This is a genomic window from Alexandriicola marinus (assembly GCF_004000435.1).
Classification (GTDB): domain Bacteria; phylum Pseudomonadota; class Alphaproteobacteria; order Rhodobacterales; family Rhodobacteraceae; genus Alexandriicola; species Alexandriicola marinus.
Map to the genome: position 1 here is coordinate 26,675 of NZ_RBVZ01000003.1, position 21,594 is coordinate 48,268.

At 64.7% G+C, this 21,594-nt stretch carries 19 protein-coding genes; 10 read left to right on the top strand and 9 right to left on the bottom strand.

Translation table 11 applies throughout. The features are described 5' to 3' along the window. Positions 1 to 87: 87 nt before the first annotated feature. From EP376_RS12755 to EP376_RS12795, 9 genes are all read left to right on the top strand, one after another. Positions 88 to 1,260 (top strand): efflux RND transporter periplasmic adaptor subunit, encoded by a 1,173-nt coding sequence (locus EP376_RS12755; RefSeq protein ID WP_127655993.1) that lies wholly within the window; start codon positions 88 to 90, stop codon positions 1,258 to 1,260. Positions 1,261 to 1,264: 4 nt separating this feature from the next. Next, positions 1,265 to 2,473, top strand: coding sequence for an ABC transporter permease (locus tag EP376_RS12760; protein WP_127655994.1), 1,209 nt, complete (start codon positions 1,265 to 1,267; stop codon positions 2,471 to 2,473). After that, complete coding sequence (locus EP376_RS12765; protein WP_127655995.1) at positions 2,470 to 3,159, top strand: ABC transporter ATP-binding protein; 690 nt, start codon at positions 2,470 to 2,472, stop codon at positions 3,157 to 3,159. The genes EP376_RS12760 and EP376_RS12765 overlap by 4 nt, the downstream gene beginning before the upstream one ends. Before the next feature lie 150 nt (positions 3,160 to 3,309). Then, positions 3,310 to 5,166 (top strand): SLC13 family permease, encoded by a 1,857-nt coding sequence (locus EP376_RS12770; RefSeq protein ID WP_127655996.1) that lies wholly within the window; start codon positions 3,310 to 3,312, stop codon positions 5,164 to 5,166. A 142-nt stretch (positions 5,167 to 5,308) separates the two neighbouring features. Further along, positions 5,309 to 6,622 carry an MmgE/PrpD family protein gene (locus tag EP376_RS12775; protein WP_164744930.1) on the top strand — a complete coding sequence of 438 codons (1,314 nt, stop codon included), beginning with the start codon at positions 5,309 to 5,311 and terminating at the stop codon, positions 6,620 to 6,622. Then, on the top strand, positions 6,622 to 8,013 hold the full coding sequence (locus EP376_RS12780; protein WP_127655998.1) for a phenylacetate--CoA ligase family protein: 1,392 nt from the start codon (positions 6,622 to 6,624) through the stop codon (positions 8,011 to 8,013). The genes EP376_RS12775 and EP376_RS12780 overlap by 1 nt, the downstream gene beginning before the upstream one ends. After that, a complete protein-coding gene (locus tag EP376_RS12785; RefSeq protein ID WP_127655999.1) occupies positions 8,010 to 9,341 on the top strand; it encodes an amidase in 1,332 nt (443 codons plus the stop codon). Before EP376_RS12780 ends, EP376_RS12785 begins: the two co-directional genes overlap by 4 nt. Further along, positions 9,342 to 10,589, top strand: a complete 1,248-nt coding sequence (locus EP376_RS12790; protein ID WP_127656000.1) for an acetyl-CoA hydrolase/transferase family protein — start codon at positions 9,342 to 9,344, stop codon at positions 10,587 to 10,589. It abuts the gene before it with no gap. 2 nt (positions 10,590 to 10,591) lie between these two features. After that, positions 10,592 to 11,356, top strand: a complete 765-nt coding sequence (locus EP376_RS12795) for a GntR family transcriptional regulator (RefSeq protein WP_127656001.1) — start codon at positions 10,592 to 10,594, stop codon at positions 11,354 to 11,356. A gap of 4 nt (positions 11,357 to 11,360) precedes the next feature. Here EP376_RS12795 and EP376_RS12800 read toward each other — a convergent pair whose 3' ends face one another. From EP376_RS12800 to EP376_RS12840, 9 genes are read right to left on the bottom strand one after another with little or no spacing between them, the layout of a single operon-like run. Further along, on the bottom strand, positions 11,361 to 12,476 hold the full coding sequence (locus EP376_RS12800) for a CaiB/BaiF CoA transferase family protein (protein WP_127656002.1): 1,116 nt from the start codon (positions 12,474 to 12,476) through the stop codon (positions 11,361 to 11,363). A gap of 1 nt (position 12,477) precedes the next feature. Then, the gene (locus tag EP376_RS12805; protein ID WP_127656003.1) at positions 12,478 to 13,692 is read right to left on the bottom strand and encodes a CaiB/BaiF CoA transferase family protein; all 1,215 of its coding nucleotides are present in this window, start codon (positions 13,690 to 13,692) and stop codon (positions 12,478 to 12,480) included. After that, positions 13,692 to 14,861: an acyl-CoA dehydrogenase family protein gene (locus EP376_RS12810; RefSeq protein WP_127656004.1), complete on the bottom strand. Its 1,170-nt coding sequence runs from the start codon at positions 14,859 to 14,861 to the stop codon at positions 13,692 to 13,694. Before EP376_RS12810 ends, EP376_RS12805 begins: the two co-directional genes overlap by 1 nt. Positions 14,862 to 14,911: 50 nt before the next feature. Next, entirely contained in the window at positions 14,912 to 15,430 is a 519-nt protein-coding gene (locus EP376_RS12815) for a MaoC family dehydratase (RefSeq protein WP_127656005.1), read from the bottom strand. Positions 15,431 to 15,434: 4 nt separating this feature from the next. Next, positions 15,435 to 16,277, bottom strand: a complete 843-nt coding sequence (locus tag EP376_RS12820; protein ID WP_127656006.1) for an HpcH/HpaI aldolase/citrate lyase family protein — start codon at positions 16,275 to 16,277, stop codon at positions 15,435 to 15,437. Next, entirely contained in the window at positions 16,274 to 17,662 is a 1,389-nt protein-coding gene (locus EP376_RS12825; RefSeq protein WP_127656007.1) for an MmgE/PrpD family protein, read from the bottom strand. The genes EP376_RS12820 and EP376_RS12825 overlap by 4 nt, the downstream gene beginning before the upstream one ends. Then, entirely contained in the window at positions 17,659 to 18,534 is an 876-nt protein-coding gene (locus EP376_RS12830; RefSeq protein WP_127656008.1) for a polysaccharide deacetylase family protein, read from the bottom strand. Before EP376_RS12830 ends, EP376_RS12825 begins: the two co-directional genes overlap by 4 nt. Beyond that, on the bottom strand, positions 18,534 to 19,358 hold the full coding sequence (locus tag EP376_RS12835) for an SDR family NAD(P)-dependent oxidoreductase (protein WP_127656009.1): 825 nt from the start codon (positions 19,356 to 19,358) through the stop codon (positions 18,534 to 18,536). The genes EP376_RS12830 and EP376_RS12835 overlap by 1 nt, the downstream gene beginning before the upstream one ends. Then, positions 19,355 to 19,672: an REDY-like protein HapK gene (locus EP376_RS12840; protein ID WP_127656010.1), complete on the bottom strand. Its 318-nt coding sequence runs from the start codon at positions 19,670 to 19,672 to the stop codon at positions 19,355 to 19,357. The genes EP376_RS12835 and EP376_RS12840 overlap by 4 nt, the downstream gene beginning before the upstream one ends. Positions 19,673 to 19,923: 251 nt before the next feature. Here EP376_RS12840 and EP376_RS12845 point away from each other — a divergent pair, with 251 nt between their 5' ends. Next, a complete protein-coding gene (locus tag EP376_RS12845; protein ID WP_127656011.1) occupies positions 19,924 to 21,591 on the top strand; it encodes an ABC transporter substrate-binding protein in 1,668 nt (555 codons plus the stop codon). Positions 21,592 to 21,594: the final 3 nt, after the last annotated feature.

Sequence of the window (21,594 nt, forward strand, 5' to 3'; positions counted from 1 at the left end):
TGCCGGGGCCATGCGGAATTGTTGGAGCCCGGTGGCACTCGGTGCCATTTGATAACCGCGTCATGACGCAGGAAACCGGGGCAGGCCATGAGTTCTGATCAGACACGGGCCGCGATGCCGAGGATCGAGGCGGATGGGCGCGCGACCAGCCTCGTCACAGTTCCGCGGCCACCAAAGCCGCCGCAGCCGGGACACAAACGGCGCACCGCTCTGGTCGTCGTGGCACTCGCGGGGGTTGCCTTTGCACTGGCCGGCTGGGGCCTGAGCGGGGGCGGTGCCGTGTCGCAAGCGCCTGTGACGACACTTGCCGCAGGCCCGGTCGAGAGGGTTCTGGCCGTCAGCGGACGGACGAACACCGATGTCCAGTCGGACATCAGATCGGTCGTCTCGGCTCGGGTGACGGAAGTAGACGTCACCGAAGGTGACAGGGTCGCCGTGGGCGACCCGCTTGTCTTGCTCGATGCAGCGGCGCAGCAAAGCCGCATCAGGCAGGCGCTCGCCGCCCTCGATGCCGCGATCCTTCGGGAACAGAGCGCCCGGGCTGACAGGGACCGCGCCCTTGATCTGGGTCGGACGATGTCGGATGTCGCGCGAGCCGACGCCGAACGGGATCTTGCCTTGGCAAGCGCCGAGGTCGACCGCCAGCGCGCTGCACTTGAACAGGCGCAACTGGCCCTGCCCGATTACCGGATCACCGCGCCCATAGGTGGTGTCGTGCTGGACCGGACAGTCGAGCCGGGCGATCTTGTGACCCCGTCCGACATCCTGCTGCGGATCGCGGATCCGGGAGACCTTCATGTCGAGGTGCAGGTCGACGAGATCTATGCCGACAAGGTTCAGACCGGTCAGCGCGCATGGCTTCAACTTGCAGGCCGGACCGAAACCCTGCCGGGCGAGGTCAGCTTTGTGGCCGCTCAAGTGGACGAACGAACCGGGAGCCTGCGGGTGAACCTGGCTTTTGACACGGTGCCTGAAGCTCAGATCGGGCTGACCACGGTGGCCAACATCCTGATCGACAGGGTCGAGGCGGGCCTGACCCTGCCTCGAGGCGCGCTCGTCTCCAGCGGGCCGGATGCGGCGGTTTTCGTGCTGCGCGACGGACGCGCGAGCCTGACAAGTATCGAGTATGTCGATTGGCCGGCAGACCGGGTTGAAATCACCTCGGGCCTTTCGGAGGGCGACAGGGTGGTTCTGTCACCCGAAGGCATCGTCGACGGTCAGGAACTCAGCGCGCGAGACACACCAGAGACAGGCGGCTAGGCCGATGCGCTATGGTCTGAAAGTCGCCTACCGTCACCTCGCCTCCAACCTGTCCCAGACGGGTTTACTGGTCATTGGCGTTGCGGTGGCGGTTTTCATCTTCATCTTCATGAGCGCGCTGATCGGCGGTCTGGCCGATCTCATGGTCAACCGGACGCTAGGTGGGTTTGCCCATGTCACGATCCAGGCCGAAGACAGGGAATTGCCGGTTCTCGAGACGGGTTCGAATGCCGAGCTGCTGGTCGCGCGGCAGAAGTCCACCCGGGATGCGACGGGCATCCGGGACGCTCTGCCGCTGTTGCCGGTCATCGATCAGCTGTCCGGTGTCGCGGTCAGTTCCCCCCAGATCACCGGAGGCGCGGTTCTGATCCGGGGCGAGAGAGTTCGTCAGGTGGGTGTGACGGGCGTCCAGCCCGATCGTGTCACTGCCATCGTGGCCTTTGACCGGTATCTTCAGGAGGGCAGCCTGTCTTTGACGGGTGACGGCTTGCTGATCGGCGCGACTCTGGCCTCGGACATGAATCTGTCTGTCGGTAGCCCTGTGACCTTGCGCACCGATCAGGGCAATACCGCGTCGCTTCGGGTCTCGGGCATCTATTCGACCGGCGTCGGCCAGCTGGATCGCGCCTCTGCCTATGTCGATATCCGCACGGCCCGAAGCCTGTTCGACATCCCTAATGCCGTGTCGCGGATCGAACTCAAACTCACCGATCTGTATGAGGCCGAGGCGGTCGCGGCCCGGATCACGGCCACGACCGGGCTGGATGCCGAACCCTGGACTGCTACGGCACAGCAGCTTTACGAAGGTCTTCGGGCACAATCCGACACGGGACTGATCCTGAAATCCTTTGCGCTGATCACCATTGTCATCGGCGTGGCCTCGTCGCTGATGCTGACGACCTATCGCAGACGACCCGAGATCGGCATCATGCGCGCGATGGGCGCGAGCCAGGGGTTCATCCTGTTCATCTTTGTCACGCAAGGGATGATCGTGGGGCTTGTGGGCGGGCTGATCGGGGCGTCGCTCGGCCTTGCTGTCCTGACGCCTTTGACGCCGTCCGGCGAGGTGGCCGCAGGCCAGCTGCCGATCGATGTGGCGCAGGGCTCGTTCGGGTTGGCCATCGGATTGACGATGGTCGGGGCGACGCTGGCCGCGATCCTGCCCGCCCGTGCGGCCTCGCGCATCGACCCGGTGGAGGCGATCGGCCAATGACCCCCCCGGACGCCGCACCCCTTGTCGAATTGCGTGGCCTGACCAAGACCTATGGCGAGGGTGAGACCGCGACGATGGTTCTCAAGGGCCTCGATCTGACACTCGAGAAGGGGCGCATGATCGCCCTGCTTGGTGCTTCGGGCTCGGGCAAAAGCACCTTGCTGAACATCCTCGGCACCCTGCTGCGCCCCACGGCGGGCCGGTTCACGATGCTGGGGCAAGAGTTGTTTGGCGCGGACGACGCGACCCTGACCGATTTCCGCAATCGCCACATCGGTTTTGTCTTTCAGTTCCACAACCTGTTGCCGGACTTCTCGGCGCTGGAGAATGTGATCTTTCCGACTGCGGTGCGCGAAGGGGTCGAAAGCGCACAGGCCCGGCTGCGCGGGGCGGAGCTTTTGGAACTGGTCGGTCTTGCCGATCGCACCCATTATCGGGCGACAAAACTGTCGGGCGGTCAGAAACAGCGGGTGGCCGTCGCCCGCGCCCTGATGAACAAGCCCGATCTGATCCTCGCGGACGAACCGACCGGCAACCTCGACAGCGTCTCTGCGCAGCAGGTGATGGAGCTGATCAAGGTCGTGAACCAGCGCGAAGGCACCACCTTCCTCATCTCGACGCATGACGAACGGATCGCGGCGCAATGCGAAGGCCGCCTCGAAATCCGGGATGGCCGCATCATCTGATCGACCTTGGTGGCTGGGCCGCGACGTTCCCCTGCTTTGAAGATCCTGCCGAAGGTTCGTTGGACCCCGGGGCAATCCATGTTCTCATGTCACTGAAATCCGACACGTTCGACCCGGACAAAGTGCCGGATGTTCGCAAGGCAGGTAGAGATGAGCACCGACCAAATCCTGATTTTCGCTATTCTGATCGCGACCATGGCGCTGTTCCTGTGGGGCCGGTTCCGCCACGACGTGGTGGCGCTTGCCGCGCTGATGGCGAGCGTGATCGCGGGGCTGGTGCCTGCGCCCGATGCCTTTGCCGGGTTCGGCCATCCCGCCGTGATCACGGTGGCCTGTGTGCTGATCCTCAGTCGGGGGCTTCAGACGACGGGCGCAGTGGATTGGCTGGCGCGCAGCGCCATGCCGCGTGACACGGGCCGGCTGGGCAGCATGATCGCGCTGATGGGGCTGGGTGCGGCGCTGTCGGGCTTCATGAACAATGTCGGGGCCATGGCGCTCCTGATGCCGATCGCGGTGCAGGTCTCGGACAGGCTGGACTTGACGCCCGGGCAGGTTCTCATGCCTCTGGCCTTCGGCACCATTCTGGGCGGGATGACGACATTGATCGGCACGCCGCCCAACCTGATCGTCTCGGGGTTTCGGGCCGAGGCGGGGCTCGGCCATTTCGCGATCTTCGATTTCGCGCCGGTCGGCGCTGCGGTCGCGGTGGTTGGCGTGATCTTTGTCGCTCTGGTGGGGTGGCGGCTGGTTCCGGCGCGCAAGTCGGCGACCGATGGAGGGTTCGACACCGGCGCCTATTTCACCGAACTGCGCGTGCCCGAGAAAAGCAAGGCCGTGGGCCTGACCCTTCGTGCCTTCGAAAACCAGATCGAAGAGAGCAATGTCCAGATCGTTGGTCTTGTGCGCAACGAGGTTCGGATGACCGCGCCGCATGGCGGGCGGCGCATCCGGCCCGATGATGTTCTGGTTCTCGAGGCCGATGTTGATGCGCTGGCCGAAGCGCTGTCCGTCTTTGACATCAAGCTGGAGAATGCGATCGTCGCCCCGCCCGAAGAGGCGAAGGGCGACGCGATAGAGACCAGCGGCGGCCCGGACGGCAAGGAGGATCGGGATGCCGAGGACGATGAAAGCCCGATGCAGGAGGGCAACAAGGACATCGTGCTGCGTGAGCTGGCCGTTCTGCCGGGATCGGCCATCGTGGGACGCTCGGCCAAGGACATGTCCCTGCGGACGCGCTATGGGCTGAACCTTCTGGCGGTCTCCCGCGAGGGGCATCCACCCCGCTCTGGCCTGCGGACGATCAAGCTGAAGTCCGGCGATCTCTTGCTGGTTCAGGGGCCGGCCGCTGCCGTGGACGAATTCACCAGCGACACGGGCTGCGTCCCGCTGGGGGCCCGTGATCTGCGCATACCGGACAAACGCATGGCGATCATCGCCGCCGCGATCATGCTGGGTGCGATCGCGCTGGTGACGCTGGGCCTTCTTCCGGCGGCGGTGGCATTTGCGCTTGGCGTTCTGGCGTCGATGGTGGCGCGCACCGTGCCGCTGCGGCAGATCTACACCTCCATCGACTGGCCGGTCATCGTGCTGCTTGCAACGCTGATCCCGGTGGCGGGCGCGATGCAGGCCACGGGCGCGGCCGAATTGCTGGCGCGGTTTCTGGTCGATACGGTCGCGCAGGGCAATGCGGTTGTCGCGCTTGTCGTGGTTCTGGTGACGACGATGTTTCTGTCGGACGTCATGAACAATGCCGCCACCGCCGCCGTCCTGTGCCCCATCGCGCTGGGCATCTCGTCCAATCTGGGCGTGAACCCCGACAGTTTCCTGATGGCCGTCGCGATCGGCGCCTCCTGCGCCTTCCTGACCCCGATCGGCCACCAGAACAACACCTTGATCCTCGGGCCGGGTGGGTTCCGTTTCGGTGACTACTGGAAGCTGGGTCTGCCGCTCGAACTGCTGGTCGTGGCCGTCAGCGTGCCCCTGCTGTTGCTGGTCTGGCCGCTCTGATCCCAATGGGTCCGGACCGCAGGGCCAGCGTCCCGAACGCGTGGCACGGCTTTCCGGAATTCTCTTGTAAAACACGATGATCCGTTGAAATATGTCCGGACAAATTTTGGGCATCCCAGGAACGGCTTTGACAGAGCGTGCGATGACATCCCTGACCGGTCGGTTGCTGGCGAGGCTGGAGGCGCCGGTGCGGCGCGAGGATGTGGAGGCCGCGCGCCAGCATCTGCTGGATTGGCTTGGCTGCACGATCGCCGGTGCCTCGACCGGGATCGGTCGCAATATGGCGCAGGCGGCGGACGCGGTCGATCATCCGCTCTCAGTCATGGCGTCCGGACCTGCGCAGACGGCTTTCGCCCTTGGCAGCTTTGGCAGCCTTCTCGAAATGGATGATGTTCACCGCACGGCGATCCTGCATCCCGGTCCGGTCGTCTGGCCTGCCGTTCTTGCCTGTGCCGAGGATGGAACGGCCGACCGGGTGGCCGAAGCGGCCTTGCGCGGCTACGAGGCCATGATCCGGCTTGGACGTGCTGTCGGACGGGGCCACTACGCCCGGTTTCACAACACCGCTACCTGTGGCGGGCTGGGGTCTGCGATCGCGGCCGCATGGATGCTGGAACTGGATCGGGAGCAGACGCTCTGGGCCATGGCACATGCGCTTTCGACGTCGGGGGGGCTGTGGGAATGCCGTAACGAGCCCGGAGCCACCAAGCACCTTCATGTGGCTGAGGCCGCCCGGCGCGGCGTTCAGGCGGCCTTGTCTGCGCGTGCCGGCATCGCCGGGCCCTTGCGGATACTCGAGGGCGAGCAAGGGTTCTTCGCAGGTCTGGCGCCTGATGGCGTGCCAGAAGCGCTTCTCGGAGGGGAGCCTTGGGCCCTTCACGAAACCTCGTTCAAGCCATGGCCAGCCTGTCGCCATGCCCATCCCGCCATCGATGCGGCGCTTGCGCTGCGGGGCGGCGGCCAAGTGCCCGAACGGATCGTGATCGAGACCTATGCCGATGCCGTCCTATTCTGCGATCGCCCGCATCCCACCGACCCCGGCAGCGCCCGATTCAGTTTGCAGCACGCCGTTGCGGTGGCACTTGTCGATGGTCCGCCGACGCTCGGCGCGTTCGAGGCAGGGGCGCTGGACCGGCCCGAATACGTGGCCCTCAGGGATCGTTGCGAGCTGCGCGAAGATCCCTCGATGACGGCTAACTATCCTGCCCATTTCGGCGCGCGACTTCGTCTCATCATCGACGGTGTCGAAACCACCGCCCATGTGCCGGATGCCTGGGGCGACAGCGAAAACCCGATGTCGGCCGAGGCGGTGGCTGACAAGTTCGCCCTGCTGGCCCGCTGGGCGGGCGTCGAGCCGGGGCCGTTGGCCGATGCCGTGTTGCAGGGTGATATCGCGACGCTACGCGCCCGGATGTCATCTCTGCCTGCCCCCGCCCCCCTGAAAGAGGACGCGTAATGCCACAGCCATCCTATTTCGAGGCGATGAATTACGACGCGATGATCGCGGAGTATGGCCGCCCCGAACACTTCGAAAGCGAGATTGCCCGAATGCCGCGCGACAGGCTGCGCGCGCTTCAGAACGACCGGTTCCTCAGGGTCGTGGCCTTCGCGTGGAAGATCCCCTTCTATCAGCGGCACTGGGGCAAGGCCGGGCTGACGCCCGATGACATCCGGTCGATCGACGATATCGGCAAACTGCCGCCCTATTCGAAAGAAGACCTGATGGCGAGTGTCGAGGCGCACCCTCCGATCGGCGATTTCCACGGGCTTGATGCCTATGCGCCCGAGGATCGTCCGCCGCTTGTCTTCCAGACCACGAGCGGGACGACCGGCCGGCCCCAACCGCTGTTGTTCGGGCCGAAAAGCCGGGAGATCCAGAACCTCCTGTTGGCACGGTTCTATGCCATGCAGGGCATTCGCCGGGAGGACGTGATCCATTCGGTCTATGGTCACGGAATGGTCAATGGCGGGCATTACGTTCGCGAGAGCGTGATCCATTGGACGGGGGCGCAGCTTCTGTCGGCCGGGACGGGGATCGAGACGCGCTCGGCCAATCAGGTCCGGTTGATGAAAGACTTCGGGGCGACAGCGATCATCGGCTTTGGCGATTACATCACCTATCTGTCGGGTGTGGCCCGCAAGGAAGGACTGGAGCCCGGCCGCGACATCAACATCCGCGTCATCTCTGGCCACATGGGCGCCGAGGCGCGCGAGACGATTTCCCGCGCGTGGGGCGGGGCAGAGGTCTATGACTGGTACGGGGTCGGCGATACCGGGGCCATCGCGGGCGAGGGGCCGGATCATGCGGGGATGTATGTTCAGGAGGATGCGCAATTCCTCGAGATCCTCGATGTGGACAACGGAACGCCTGTCCCCGATGGCGAAAGCGGCGATATGGTCGTGACCTGCCTCTACAAGGACGATGTCTTCCCGATCATCCGGTTCAACACTCATGACGTGTCGGCCTTCAAGACAGATGCGTCCCCCAGCGGCCTGACGTTCCGGCGGATTGTCGGGTTTCAGGGCCGAAGCGACAACATGGTCAAGCTGCGCGGCATCAACATCTATCCCACCGGTCTGGGCGTGATCCTGACCGAGAGCGATCCTGAATTGCTGAACGATTACGTCTGTATCGTGACCCGTCGTGACGGGCGCGACGAGATGGTCGTGCATATCGAGACCATGGGCGACACCAGCCGCAGTGTCGCCGTATATGAGGCGCTGCTGAAGCAGCGGCTCGGCGTCGAGATCGGGGTCGAACTGGCCGGCCCGGGCGATCTGGCGGAGCTGACCCAGATCGAGAAACGGCAGAAGCCGATCCGCCTGATCACGCGCGAGGCCACGTGACGAAAGCGGCCTCTGGTCCGGCGGTTGCCCGCGTCGAAGAGGCATTCGCTCGTATCGCCGAACGCGACGGTGACATCCGGTCCTTTGTCGCCACGCTGCAGGACAGCGCCTTGTCCGACGCCGAGGCGAGCGACCAACGCCGGAGAGACGGCTGTCTACACGGCCCGCTTGATGGTGTGGCCTTCGCGGTCAAGGACAACCTTGCCGTTGCGGGCCTGCCGACATGGAGCGGGACCAGGGCGTTCGACACGCCAGCGGCCCGGGATGCAACCGTCGTGGCGCGGATGCGCGCCGCTGGCATGGTCCTGATCGGGACGCTCAACATGCACGAGGGCGCGCTTGGCGCGACCACGGACAACCCCTTCTGGGGGCGGTGCATGAACCCGCTGAAGGAGGGCTACACGCCCGGCGGATCAAGTGGCGGATCGGCGGCGGCAATTGCCGCCGACTTCGTACCGGTCACGCTGGGCACCGACACGATGGGATCGGTGCGCATACCCGCGGCCTATTGCGGGCTTTGGGGGCTGAAGCCGACACGGGGGCGGATTCCCGCCACCGGGCTGACCCATCTGTCATGGACGCTTGATACGATCGGCCCCCTTGCGCGCGACCCCGCCACTCTGGCCGACGTGTTGCGCATCATCGAGGGCCCCGACCCCGAAGACCCGATGAGCGCGCCGAAGATGCTGGGACCCGACCTGCCGGACGGCATCTCCGGCCTGCGCCTTGGCGTTCCGGACGTGGCCTCGCTGGCAGAATGTGAGCCAGCGATCCTGTCGTCCTTCGAAGAGTTTTTAACGGCCCTGCGCGAGGCCGGTGCGGTGGTTAAGCCGATCCACATCACGGGTTGGGATCCCGGCGCCCTGCGTCGGGCCGGGCTCCTGATCTCGGAGGTCGAAGGGGCCGAGGTCATCGGCGCACGCCTTGACGGGCCGGGCTTTTCCGACGCCTTCCGCGCCATGCTCGACTATGGCAGGCGCGCAGGATCGGTGCGGCTCGCCCGCGCCTATCGCGAGGTGCAGCGGCTGTCGGCCGCCTTCGATCGCGCAATCGACGGTCTTGACGGGATCATCCTGCCGACGGCGCCGCAACGGGCCTTCCCTCATGATGCGGCCGTCCCCCCGAACCAGGCCGATTTCACGGCGCTGGCCAATGCAGCCGGCGCACCCGCGCTGACTGTGCCGTTGACCGCGCCAGACGCGGGCCTGCCCGCGGCGGCTCAGATCGTGGGCCGGCGGGGGGGTGATCACTGGCTCCTGGCGCTGGGTGGCATGATCGCGGCGCTGGGTCCTGTCCGGCGCGATGCGACCGAAGCCGAGCGTCGGTGAATGGCCAGCCCGTGCATCGCCTCCTATCTCTCTCCGCGCGAGGCCGCCGAACGCCTTCGCGGGGGCGGGCGGATCCTTGTGGGCGGCTGCACGGCCGAGCCTTGCGACATCCTCGATGCCGTGGCTGCCGATCCCGAAATCTGGCGGGGCGTCACGCTGACCGGTGCGTTCATCCCGGGGGTAAACGATCGCGATCTTTCGGCGCTCGTCCCGGATGGGCGGGTCGAGACGGTCTTCATAACTCCGGGCCTGCGCAAAGATCGCGCGAGAGGCACCGTCGCGCATCTGCCGATGCACTATACTGCTTTTCACGACCGGATCGCCCGACCCGGAGTGATCGACGCCGTGGTGATCATGGTTCCGCCACCGAAGGGCGGAACGGTCGGGCTGGGCCTTTGCGCCGATTTTGCGCCGGCCGCGATTGCCTCGGGCGCGCGCCTGATCGGACTGGTCAACCACGCGATGCCCGATGCGCCGGGCGCACCGCGCCTTCCTCTGGATCGGTTCGACGCCCTTGCCGAAGGCTCGGCGCCCTTGCCGGAACTTGCGCCGACAGAGCCTGACGCCATCAACCGCCGCATCGCGCGCCTGATCGCGGGCCTCGTCCCGGAGGGTGGTTCGCTGCAATTGGGGCTCGGCGGTTTGCAGGCGGCAATCCTCGAGGCGCTGCACGACCGGCGGGATCTGGGTTTTCATGGCGGCATGATCTCGGCCGGTGTGCTGGATGCGATCGAGGCGGGCGGTTTTTCGCGAGGTGTCACGACGGGTGTCGCGCTTGGCAACCGCGGCTTCTACGACAGGCTTGGGAACGCCGAGGCAGTCCGCTTTGCCCCTGTGAACAAGACGCATTCGATCGCCTGTCTTTCCGCAATCCCCAGCATGACATGCGTCAATTCGGCATTGCAGGTTGATTTGACCGGTCAGGTCAATGTGGAGTACGTCGGCGGACGACAGGTCAGTGGACAAGGTGGTATGGTCGATTTCATACGCGGCGCCCGCGCCTCGGCAGGCGGACGAGCGATCCTCGCGCTTCCCTCGACGGCGCGCAACGGTTCGATCAGCCGGATCGTGCCGCGGCTGGAGGCCGGTGTTCCGGTCTCCGTCGCGCGATCCGATGTCGATTTCGTCGTCACCGAACATGGGGTCGCCGATCTTCGGGAGGCGGACATGATCACCCGGCAGGCGCGCTTGATCGCCATTGCCGATCCGGCGTTTCACGACAGTTTGTGGCAAGAGGTGCAGGGGTGAGGATGGACAAGCAAATCTCGAGCGGGGTGGATGATCGCCCGCAATACGTCCAGATCAGGGACCTGATGCGCGACCGGATCGCAAAGGGTCAGTATCCGGTCGGATCATTCCTGCCCACGGAAAGCGAGCTTTGCGCCGAGTTCACATCAAGCCGCCACACCGTCCGCGAGGCGCTCAGGCTTCTGACGGAGGCCGGGTTGATCCAGCGACGGCAGGGATCGGGAAGTCGGGTCATGGCCGCGACGCCGCACCAGAATTACGTCCACGCCATGCGGTCGCTCGATCAGCTGTTTCAATATGCCAGCGACACGCGGTTCCTGGTCAGCGAAATGACCACCGGCAAACCGGAACCGACGGTATTTCCCGAAGTGGGCGATGACGTGGGCGAGTGTCTGATCGTCCGGGCCCTGCGTCTTGAACGCGACGAGGATATCCCGATCTGCGATTCGATCGTTCTGGTGAATGCGGCCTTTGCCGGGATCGCCGACGAGCTGGAGCATGGCACAGGTGCCATCTATCGCCGGATCGAAGAGCGGTTCGGCGTCGAGGTGGCGCAGGTCGTGCAGGATATCAGCGTTTGTCCCATGCCGGCAGGCTCGGCGAAACCGCTGGGCAAGACCTTGCAGGACGTGGCCGTCTGCGTGCGCCGCCGCTATCTTGGCCCGGACGGGGCGGTCATGCTGGCCTCGGTCAATTACCACCCGGCGGATCGGTTCGCCTATACGATGGACTTGCGCCGCGAGGGGCCCAAGGGCGCGTGGAGCTAAGCGATCAGCGCTTGGCCGCGGCCCTGACCTCTGCCCCGTCTTCGTCAAGCGCGGGCAGTCTCAGATCGATCTGACCGGGCTCGTCGCGGAACTTGATCGGGGTTCCGATGTGCCGGTTGCCGGCCTCATCGACGAGCAGCATCTCGCGGGCGGCGACCTGATCGGAGTGCCACGCCTCGTGCAGGTTCAGCACCGGCGCAAAACACACATCGCGCCCTTCGAACCAGTTCACCCAGTGATCGAGCGTCTGGCTTGCGAAGGTCTCTCGCAGAAATGCCTTGACGGGCTCCTGTGTCGGGCCGGGCGGGCTGATGGCGGCCTCGATCAGATCGGGGCGGCCAAGGTCGGTCAGCAGGTTGCGGGCGAATTTCGGCTCGACCCCACCCAACGTCAGGTGCCGGTCATCCGAGGTCTCGTAGATCGAAAAGAACGCATAGCCGCCGAAGCTGCGTTCATTGGCGATGATTGGGGCCCGATCCTCGGCAAAGACGGGGCCCACGACATTGGGCAGCCACGCCATCGTCGCATCCTGCATCGAGATGTCGATCACGTCGCCCTTGCCGGTCTTTTCGCGCCGCAAAAGCGCCATGAGGATCGCGGCCAGCGCGGTCATCGATCCGGCCAGATCGGCCACGGGCATATGCGGGTTCACCGGGTGCCCGTCCCGCCCCAGATTGAGCGAGACCACGCCCGCCAGTGCCTCGATCGACAGATCGTGGGCCGGGCGCCGGGCCTCTGGCCCGGTCTGGCCGAAGGCCGCGATCGAGCAATAGACGGCACGCGGATTGATCTGCATCACCGCGTCCGGGCCGATGCCCAGGCGGTCCACAACGCCGGGCCGGAACGCCTCGATGACGACATCGGCGGTGCGGCACAGGTCGAGAAAGATCGCGTGATCCTCCGCGTCCTTGAGGTTCAGGACGACCGATTTCTTGCCGCGATGCGTGTTCCGGAACCATGTCGTTGCATTGCCCTCCACATAGCCCACCTTGCGGACGGGCTCGCCTGTCGGGGGTTCGATCTTGATGACCTCGGCGCCGTGATCGGCCAGAACCTGTGTCAGCATCGGGCCGGGAAGAAACAGGCTCAGGTCGAGGATGCGATATCCCTCCATCTTCATGTCAGATCACCTTTTCTGCGCGCAATTCCGCGATGTCATCGGGGGCGAACCCGGCCTCGCGCAGGATCGCATCCGTATCGGCGCCGCGTTTCGGGGCAGGGGCCGCGCGCGCCCTCTTGCCATCAATCCGGATCGGGCTGGACAGGACGCGCAGGCCCGGCCGGTCGGGGTGCGAGACCTCCTGTATCCCGCCCGTCGCGGCGAAATACGGATTGTCGAGCGCGTCGGGCAGGGTGAGAACGGGCGCCGCCGGAACCTGCCCGGCGAAGCGGCGCATCCAGTCCGATGTGCTGCGCGTTGCAAAGGCCGCGTCCAGCAGGGCGGCCAGCGCATCGCGGTTGTCAAACCGATCGCGCGGCCCGGCAAAGCGCGGGTCGTCGGGCAGCTCGGGCAGCCCCAGGGCCTCGCATAGCTTGATCCAGAATTTCGGCAGGACGCACATCACGAAGATATGGCCGTCCGCGGTGGGAAAGACCTCGCATGGCACGACAGAGGGATGGCCGCTCCGGGGGCGGCGTTCGATCACGTCGGCCTCGTTCAAATACCATGTGGCGGGATAGGTCAGCTGGTGCATGGCGACGTCATAAAGGGTCACGTCCACGTCGCGGCCCTTGCCTGTTCGCATTGCGCCAACCAGTGCCGCGGTCAGTGCAAAGGCGGTGGTGATCCCTGTCAGGTAATCGACGATCGAAAGGCCCATCCGCGTCATCGGGCCATCGGGTTCACCCGTCAGCGACAGATAGCCCGCCTCGGCCTGCATCAGGTAATCATAGGCAGGCCATGTCGCGCGGTCGCCCACCCGGCCATAGCCCGACAGGTGGGCGCAGACGATGCGCGGGTTGTGCGGCGCCAGATCGGCATGGGTCAGGCCAAGCCGCCCGGGAAGGTCGCCGCGCAGGTTGTTCAGTACCGCGTCGGCAGAGCCTACCAGCCTGTGCAGCACTTCGCGGCCGCGCGGGTGGCGCAGGTCGAGATCGAGGCTCTTCTTGCCGAGGTTGAAGGTCTGGAAAAAGTGGCTGTCGCCCTCGCCCAGGTAATGGGGCCCGGAGGCCCGGCTGCTGTCGCCGCCGGTGCCGGGGCTTTCGATCTTGATGACCTCGGCGCCCATGTCGGACAGATACATCGAGGCGAACGGCCCGGCGCCATATTGCTCGACCGACAGGATGCGCGTGCCGGCAAGCGGGGGATCGCTGATGCCCGGCCCCGCCGTGTCCATCAGATCGGGTTCCTCTCGATCAGCTGCTTGGCGACGATGATCCGCTGCATCTCGTTCGTGCCTTCGCCGATGCACATGAGCATGGCGTCGCGGTAGAACCGTTCGATCTCGTATTCCGTGGAATAGCTGTATCCGCCAAAGATCCGCATCGCCTCCTGGGCGCATTCGACGCCCGTTTCGGTCGCAAAGTACTTGGCCATGCCGGCTTCCATGTCGCAGCGCTGGCCGCTGTCGTATTTGCGCGCGGCATCCTCGATCAGAAGCTTGGAGGCCGCGACCTTGCTCGCCATCTCGCCCAGCTTGAGCTGAATGGCCTGATGTTCTGCGATCGGCTTGCCGAAGGTCTGGCGTTCCTGCGCATAGCGTGTCGCCATCTTCAGGGCGCCTTCGGCGATCCCGGCGCCGCGCGCCGCGACATTGATCCGGCCCAGCTCAAGCCCTCCCAGAACCTGCTGCATGCCGCGCCCCTCGGTGCCACCCAGAAGCGCGTCTTCGGGAACCAGCTTGTTGTCCAGCAGCAGTTCGCAGGAATCGATCGACCGGTAGCCAAGCTTCTTGAGTTTCTTCGAGACTTCGTAGCCTTCGCCCTTCTTGGTCAGAAACGCGCTCATGCCCTTGTGGCGCGGTTGGGCCTCGGTGTCGGTCTTGGCGAGGATCATAAGGCAATTGCCGTTAAGCGAATTGGTGATCCACGTCTTCGTGCCATTCAGCCGGTAGCCCTCGTCGGTCTTGTCGGCGCGGGTGCGGATCGCTTGAAGGTCGGTGCCCGCGTTAGGCTCGGTCAGGGCGATGCCGCCCCGAAGCTCCCCGGTGGCCATCTTGGGCAGCCATTCGGCCTTTTGCGCCTCCGTGCCCGCGCGTTCGATGGCCGAGGCCATGATGAGATGCGAGTTGAAGATGCCCGATGGTGCCATCCAGACCGACGCGACCTTGATGACGATCTTTGCATAGGTCGAAGACGGAAGCCCGAGGCCGCCATATTCCGGCGAGATGATCGCACCGAACAGGCCCAGTTCCTTCATCTGCTCGACAAGGTGGTGGGGATATTCATCGGCCTGATCGTATTCACGCGCGATGGGGCGCACTTCGCCCTCGACCCATTTGTCGATGGCGTCGAGGATCGCCGCTTCGTCGTCGGCCGTCCAATCGATCGCGGTTTCTGCGTTCATATCGGTCTCTCCAAAAGCTGAATTGCGTGGCGGGCAGGCGCGGGCGGCGGTCAGTATCCGGCCGCGTCTTCGGCCGCCCAGCCGCGCTTGGCCACGAGGATGGTGCGCTGGAAATCGCACACCAGCGTGCCGTCCTGGTTGAACCCGTTCGTCTTGACCGAGACGATCCCGGCATTCGGTCGGGATTTGCTTTCGCGTTTCGAAAGCACCTCGGTTTCGGAATAAAGCGTGTCCCCGGCGAACAGGGGATGTGTCATCCGGATATCCGTCCAGCCAAGGTTCGCAATCGCTTTCTGGCTGACGTCGGTCACGCTCATGCCGACCATGATCGCCACCGTCAGGGGTGACGAGATGATGCATTTGCCAAATTCGGAATGCTTGGCGTATTCCGCGTCGAAATGCAGCGGGTGCGTGTTCATCGTCAGAAGCGTGAACCAGGTGTTGTCTGTTTCGCTCACGGTGCGGCCGGGCCGATGTTCGTAGATCTCGCCGACGTTGAAATCCTCGAAATACCGGCCGAACCGTTCACGAATCCGGTTTTCGCCGACGGGGTGAGCTGTCTGGGACATCGTCTTATCCTTCCCTTTGGGTCTGTGCGTCCCGAAGCGCAAGGATGCGCTGCATGGACCGGATCACGGGTTTTTCGATCAGCTTGCCATCGAGGACCGCCAGCCCGTTCGGACTTGCCTTGAAAAGCTCTACGACTTTCTCGGCATGGGCGATCTCCTGCGCCGATGGGCTGAAGATGGTGTTGAGCGTCGCGACATTGCCGGGATGGAGCGCGGCCTTGCCGGTAAACCCAAGCGCCTTGGCCATCTCCGCCTCGGCAGCGACTGCCACGTCATCGCGGAACGCCAGACAGGGCACATCCAGAATATCGACGCCCGCAAGCTTGGCCGCATGAACCAGCGTCGTGCGCGCATGGAACAGGGGCTCGGGTTCCACCTCGACGCCCAGTTCGGCCGCGTAGTCGACCGCGCCGAACATGGCAAAGGATATGCGGGACGACGCACGCAGGATCCCGGCGACGTTGTGCAGACCTTCGAGGCTCTCGATCAGAACGGCGATGCGCAAGGGGACGGCCGCTTCGTCGATCAGGTCAGAGGTCATGCGCACCTCGTCGGCGGTGGCGACCTTGGGCAGACAGATCGTCCCGCCGGTGGGCCGCGCATCCAGAAGCGCCACGATATCGCGCAGCCCGTCGGCGCTGCGCAGCCCATTGATCCGGACGACCCGTTCTGGCCCCGGGGCATCCGACAGGAAGGACAGGGCATTCTCCCGCGCCGCGGATTTTTCCGCGGGCGGCACGGCATCCTCGAGATCGAGGCAGACGATGTCCGCCCCCGACGCAAGCGCCTTGGAATGAATGGCGGGCCGGTTGGCCGGCGCGAAGAGGAGCGACCGGTGCGCGATCATGTCACCTCTCCTGTCGAGAGGCGCATCAGCCGGGCGATGTCATCGACCTTTTCCAGATCGGCGATGGCCGCGATCAGCGCATCCTGCGCCGGCGCAGGCAGCGGTCGGGCGGCATAGCCCGCGCATCGCCGGAACTTCGCGACATTCTCCTCGGCGCTCAGCGGATTGTCAGGGTGGCCATAGACATGAGGCAGATCACAGACATGGGTCTGTCCGTCTTTCAGCGTCACAATGATCTGCTGGGGATCAAGCGCGTTGAGGTCGGGATTGTCGTCCTTCTCGACCTGCACGAGCCGCGCATAGCGATGCACAGCCGGGTCCTGCAGATTGTCCTGCCCAAGGAAGTCGGGCACATCCACGCCGCCGCGTGCAAGAAACACGCCGGCGACAAAGGCAAGACACAGCTTTGCATAGTTGGGCTCGGGCGCGTCGATCAGCGGGCGCCCGACCAGTCGGTGATTTAGCGGCGGGACCCGCGCGATGATCGAGACGATGTCATCTGGCACGAACTCATGCCGGGCCATCAACTGGCCAAGACCGTCGATCGCCCCATGGGTCAGGCGGCCGGACGGAAAGGGTTTGTGCGACATATGCAGCATCTGCCAGTCGCGCCCGAGCGACGGCAGGAAGGCGTCGATGTTCTGGTTGTCCTGTTCGAACAGGCGGAAGTATCCGTATTGCCCGGTCAGGATGTCGTGCGGCCCGCGGAAACCGGCGGCCGCCAGATCGCACGACACGATGGCTGCGCGGGCGTTGAACCCCACCTGCATGCCCAGCATGGGCGAGCCCTCGACATGCGGCTGAAGTGTCCCGCTCGTCTGGGAATATTGTGCGCCGAGGGCGTCCTTGAGCCGGGTCTCGTCAAAGCCCGCCAGCCGGCCGATAGCCGCGACCGCGCCAAAGCCACCCGCCGTCGCGGGCCGGAAGAACCGCAGCTCCGCATCGGTCACGATGCCCAGCATGGTCGAGACATCGACACCGACGGCAAGGGCCGCGATCAGGTCGCGCCCGGTGACAGGCGCACTCCGCCCCGTCTGTCGCTCGGACCATGCCATGACGGCGCCGAGGATCGTCGCCATGGGATGCAGGACCGCACCCTCATGGACACAATCGAATTCGAGACAATGGATCTGGTAGGCATTCACGACGGCCGCTGACTGGGCGCACATCCTGTCGCCCGATCCCAGAACGCTTGCCTCCGGGTCCGATCCCCATCCGCGCGCGACCGCGATCAAGTCGGCAACCCCGGCACCCGATGATCCCGCGATGCCGACCCCGAAGGTGTCGAGAAGGAAGGTCTTCACCCGATCGACCACCGCCTCGGGCAGATCTTCCGTGCGGGTGCGCACCACATGGGCCGCGACCTGATCCAGTGGATTGCTCATGCCGTCACCGGGGCGGGGACAGCGCTGGCGAAGGCGCGTGCAATCTCGAGCCGGCTGGCGCACCAGACGTCGGGTTTGGATTGCACATGGTCAATGAACCGTTCCAGCGCGCCGATGCGCCCCGGCCGCCCAATGATCCGGAGATGCAGCCCCAGTGACATCAGCCGGGCGACACCGTCGTCGGCCTCGTCGTAAAGCCTGTCAAAGGTCGCCACGGCATAATCAAGCCATTGCTCGGGAGTGTAGCCGGGCGCGAGCCAGAACTTCATGTCATTGGTGTCGAGCGCATAGGGCACGATCACGATCGGCGTCATGCCGTTCGATGTTTCGACCACGTCCCAGCGGGGCGTGTCGTCCGAGAAGTCGTCCATGTGGTATTCGAACCCCATCTCGGCCAGCAGCCTGCGGGTGATGTCGGTGTGCAGATACCGCGACAGCCAGCCATAGGGCCGGGTGCCGGTCGAGGCCGCGATCGAATCGACGGCCTTCTGGATGAACTCCCTCTCTCGGGCTTCGTCAAAGCTGAACTGATGCACCCAGCGCCAGCCGTGGGAACAGGTCTCATGCCCGCCCGCAACGATCATCTGCGCCAGCTGGGGCGCGGTTTCGAGCGACTGCGCGGCGGCGGTGACCGTCGTCGTTATCCCCGCCTTTTCAAAGGCGCCGAACACCCGGCGGGCGCCCGCGCGGATGCCGTAATCGTAATTGCTTTCGTTGGCATAATTCCGGATCGGGATCTTGAGGGCGACGCCAAGCTCGTCGACCGGCTCGGGGCCCTTGTCCCCGCGGGCGACCGACATTTCGGAGCCTTCCTCGATGTTGATCACGAAGGACATGGCAAGACGTGCCTTGCCGGGCCACGAAAATGACATCAGTGATACTCCTCCCCGCCCGAGACATTCATCGCCTCGCCGGTGACATAGGCCGCCTGATCGGAACACAAGAACGAGACCGCATTCGCGGTGTCTTCGGGCAGGCCCGTCCGGCCCAGGGGGATGCGGGCGCGCATGGAGGCCATGTATTCCTCAAGCGTTTCTCCGCGGGCGGTGCTCATGAATTCGTTCTGCCACGCGCCAAGGCCCGTGGTCACATGGTTCGGGCAGACCGCGTTGACCGTGATGCCATGTTCGCCAAGTTCGAGCGCGGCGGACCGTGTAAAGCCCAAGAGCCCGTGTTTCGACGCGGTATAGGCCGAGGCAAAGGCAAAGCCCGACTTCGCCGCCTGACTTGCGATGTTGACGATACGACCGCCGGATCCGCCGCGGATCATCAGCTTGGCCGCATGACCGCTCAGAAGCATCGGCGCCCGTAGGTTGACGCCAAGGACGGCGTCGAGATGGGCCGGATCGGTCTCGGTCAGGGGGCCGAAGAGATAGCCGACACCGGCATTGTTCACGAGGATATCGAGGCGGCCGAAATGCCGATCGGCTGCGGCGACGATGTCCGTGATTGCATCCACCTCCAGAAGGTCGCCGGTCACGGTCTCGACCCGGCGTCCAGTCGCGTGCCGTATCGCCTCAGCGGTCGTGGCCAGCTCATCGGCCACGCCGACCCCGTGGGCCGGCGCGATGTCGCCTTCGACGGCGCCCCGGTCATGCAGCAGGATATCGCAGCCATCGGCCGCAAGCCGCGCCGCGATCGCCTGACCCAGGCCTTTCGCCCGGGCGGCACCGGTGACTAGGGCGACGCGCGTCACGGCGCGGCGGTGATGTCCTGCACCACCATGAATTTGGGATCATCGGCGAACTGCTGAAACTCGGCCGCGATTCTCTGCATCTCAGGCGTTGAGATATCGGCGCCGAAGCGGTCGTCATCGCCCACGTCGATCACCTCGACATAGGCGTAGGGTGGCGTTCCGTCGCTTCCCAGCAGACCCGTCGAGCGGAACGCATCAAAGCCGTTGATCGACGGTAAGGCCCGCACTGTCGGGATATCGGCCTTGCGGGCCCATGCCTCGTATGCGGCGGGCTCTACCCCCTCTTTGAGGTTGAACAGAACGAAGATGCGCATGACCGAACTCCCGTGCTTCACCCGCGGGTCAGCGGGGTTGCTTTGAATTTGTCCGGACAAATGAGACTGCTTTTTTCCCGCGTGTCAAATCCTTTTCTGCCGCAGGTCGGGCCTGCCCATTGCGTCATCGATCCGGTTGCCAGCAAGGGGGCTGGAGGGGTCGGACCTAGAGAAATGCCTTGACAGGTCTCCGGCGAGGGTGCGTTATTTGTCCGGACAAATAAGCACAACCAACGGGGAGTACGGACCACATGAAGACGATGATGTCGACAGCGACAGCGGCGCTGTGCGCGCTGACAGTCGCGGGGGCCGCGACGGCCCAGGAAATTCTGATATTGGCGGAAGACGTGCCCGCGGGCCTGAACTACGACGGGCCCGCAGCCGCGATTCCCTCGAGCCAGCAGGGCATGGTGACCCTCCTCGAACCGCTTGTCGGCTATGCCGATGGCGAAACCATCGACGGCGTCGTCGTGCCGGACTTCGATACGTTCGAAGGCCGCCTCGCCGAAAGCTGGGAATATGACGAGGACACCCTCACGTGGACGTTCAACCTGCGCCAAGGCGTGACAGGTTGCGGCGGCGCCACGTTCAACGCCGACGATGTGATCTATACGTTCGAGCGGGCAAAGTCGGTATCCGGCGCGGCCCCGATCGGCTGGTTCCTGTCGAACGTGGCGAGCATCGACGGCTTCGGCCCCGAGGTCTTCGGCGAAGACCCGGCTGCCAAGGAACTGGGCGACAGCATCGTCAAGATCGACGACTACACCGTTCAGCTTCGGCAGGCCGAGCCGAACGCTCTCTTGCTGCCGGTTCTGACGATCTTTGGCCTGCTGATCTTCGACAAGGAGACGATGGAGGCCAATGCGACGGCGGACGATCCGTGGTCGCATGACTACGTCAACAACACCAATGCCCCGGGCTTTGGCGGCTATTGCATCGAAAGCTGGGCCAAGAACGAACAGATCACCTACACGGCCTATCCCGATTACTATCGCGGTGCGCCCGATGCGACCCGCGTCAGCGTGCGCCGCGTTCCGCAATCGTCCAACCGCCTCGTCGTGCTGCGGTCCGGTCAGGCGGATCTGGTGACCGGCCTTACGCCACGGGAATACAACTCGATCGCCGATACGGATGGTCTGACCGTCGCGGGCGTGACCGGCAACGAGAACCTGTTCATCCACATGAACTATGATGTCGAGCCATTCGACAACATCGCTCTGCGTCGGGCCATCGCCCATGCGATCCCCTTCGATCAGATCATCGCGACCGGCTATTTCGGTGAGGCGACCCAGTGGAACGGCATGGTGCCATCGACCTACCCGGGCTACACGGAATCTGCAGGCTTTACCTATGATCCCGACATGGCCCGCGACCTTCTGGCCGAGGCAGGGTATCCGAATGGTGAAGGTCTCGATGCCTTCGCGGAAGCCTTCGCCCTGTCTTACGTGGCCGAAAAGGAATCGACGCTCGGCCCGATCGTCAACGTGATCCAGACCGCGCTGCGCGAGGTGGGTATCCCTGCCACGCTCGATCCGATCCCGCAGACCCAGTATGGTGATCGTCAGCTTGTTCGTCGCGATCTGCCCTTCGCGGTCAATGATCAGGAAAAGCCGATCGGCGTAGATGCGGGGTACGCGATCCAGCTGTTCTTCGTGTCGCCCGAAAACGGTGGCCTGAACAACATGGTCAACTACCGCAATGCAGATCTTGATGCCATGTGGGCCGAGGCCCGCGTCGATCCCGACACGGCAAGCCGTGACGCGACACTGGCGCAAATCCAGGATATGCTGGCGGCGGATGTCACCTGGTTGCCGGTTGTCGAATACCGCACCCAGTGGGCCTTCAACGATCGGATTTCGGGGCTGAAGTGGTATCCCGACAATTCGATCCGCTACACCGACCTTCAGGTCGAAGAGTAAGCA

Bases quoted from the DNA above. Each gene is read 5' to 3' on its own strand.
- EP376_RS12755 (WP_127655993.1), top strand. From the start codon at position 88: ATGAGTTCTGATCAGACACGGGCCGCGATGCCGAGGATCGAGGCGGAT.
- EP376_RS12760 (WP_127655994.1), top strand. From the start codon at position 1,265: ATGCGCTATGGTCTGAAAGTCGCCTACCGTCACCTCGCCTCCAACCTG.
- EP376_RS12765 (WP_127655995.1), top strand. From the start codon at position 2,470: ATGACCCCCCCGGACGCCGCACCCCTTGTCGAATTGCGTGGCCTGACC.
- EP376_RS12770 (WP_127655996.1), top strand. From the start codon at position 3,310: ATGAGCACCGACCAAATCCTGATTTTCGCTATTCTGATCGCGACCATG.
- EP376_RS12775 (WP_164744930.1), top strand. From the start codon at position 5,309: ATGACATCCCTGACCGGTCGGTTGCTGGCGAGGCTGGAGGCGCCGGTG.
- EP376_RS12780 (WP_127655998.1), top strand. From the start codon at position 6,622: ATGCCACAGCCATCCTATTTCGAGGCGATGAATTACGACGCGATGATC.
- EP376_RS12790 (WP_127656000.1), top strand. From the start codon at position 9,342: ATGGCCAGCCCGTGCATCGCCTCCTATCTCTCTCCGCGCGAGGCCGCC.
- EP376_RS12795 (WP_127656001.1), top strand. From the start codon at position 10,592: ATGGACAAGCAAATCTCGAGCGGGGTGGATGATCGCCCGCAATACGTC.
- EP376_RS12800 (WP_127656002.1), bottom strand. From the start codon at position 12,476: ATGAAGATGGAGGGATATCGCATCCTCGACCTGAGCCTGTTTCTTCCC.
- EP376_RS12805 (WP_127656003.1), bottom strand. From the start codon at position 13,692: ATGGACACGGCGGGGCCGGGCATCAGCGATCCCCCGCTTGCCGGCACG.
- EP376_RS12810 (WP_127656004.1), bottom strand. From the start codon at position 14,861: ATGAACGCAGAAACCGCGATCGATTGGACGGCCGACGACGAAGCGGCG.
- EP376_RS12815 (WP_127656005.1), bottom strand. From the start codon at position 15,430: ATGTCCCAGACAGCTCACCCCGTCGGCGAAAACCGGATTCGTGAACGG.
- EP376_RS12820 (WP_127656006.1), bottom strand. From the start codon at position 16,277: ATGATCGCGCACCGGTCGCTCCTCTTCGCGCCGGCCAACCGGCCCGCC.
- EP376_RS12825 (WP_127656007.1), bottom strand. From the start codon at position 17,662: ATGAGCAATCCACTGGATCAGGTCGCGGCCCATGTGGTGCGCACCCGC.
- EP376_RS12830 (WP_127656008.1), bottom strand. From the start codon at position 18,534: ATGTCATTTTCGTGGCCCGGCAAGGCACGTCTTGCCATGTCCTTCGTG.
- EP376_RS12840 (WP_127656010.1), bottom strand. From the start codon at position 19,672: ATGCGCATCTTCGTTCTGTTCAACCTCAAAGAGGGGGTAGAGCCCGCC.
- EP376_RS12845 (WP_127656011.1), top strand. From the start codon at position 19,924: ATGAAGACGATGATGTCGACAGCGACAGCGGCGCTGTGCGCGCTGACA.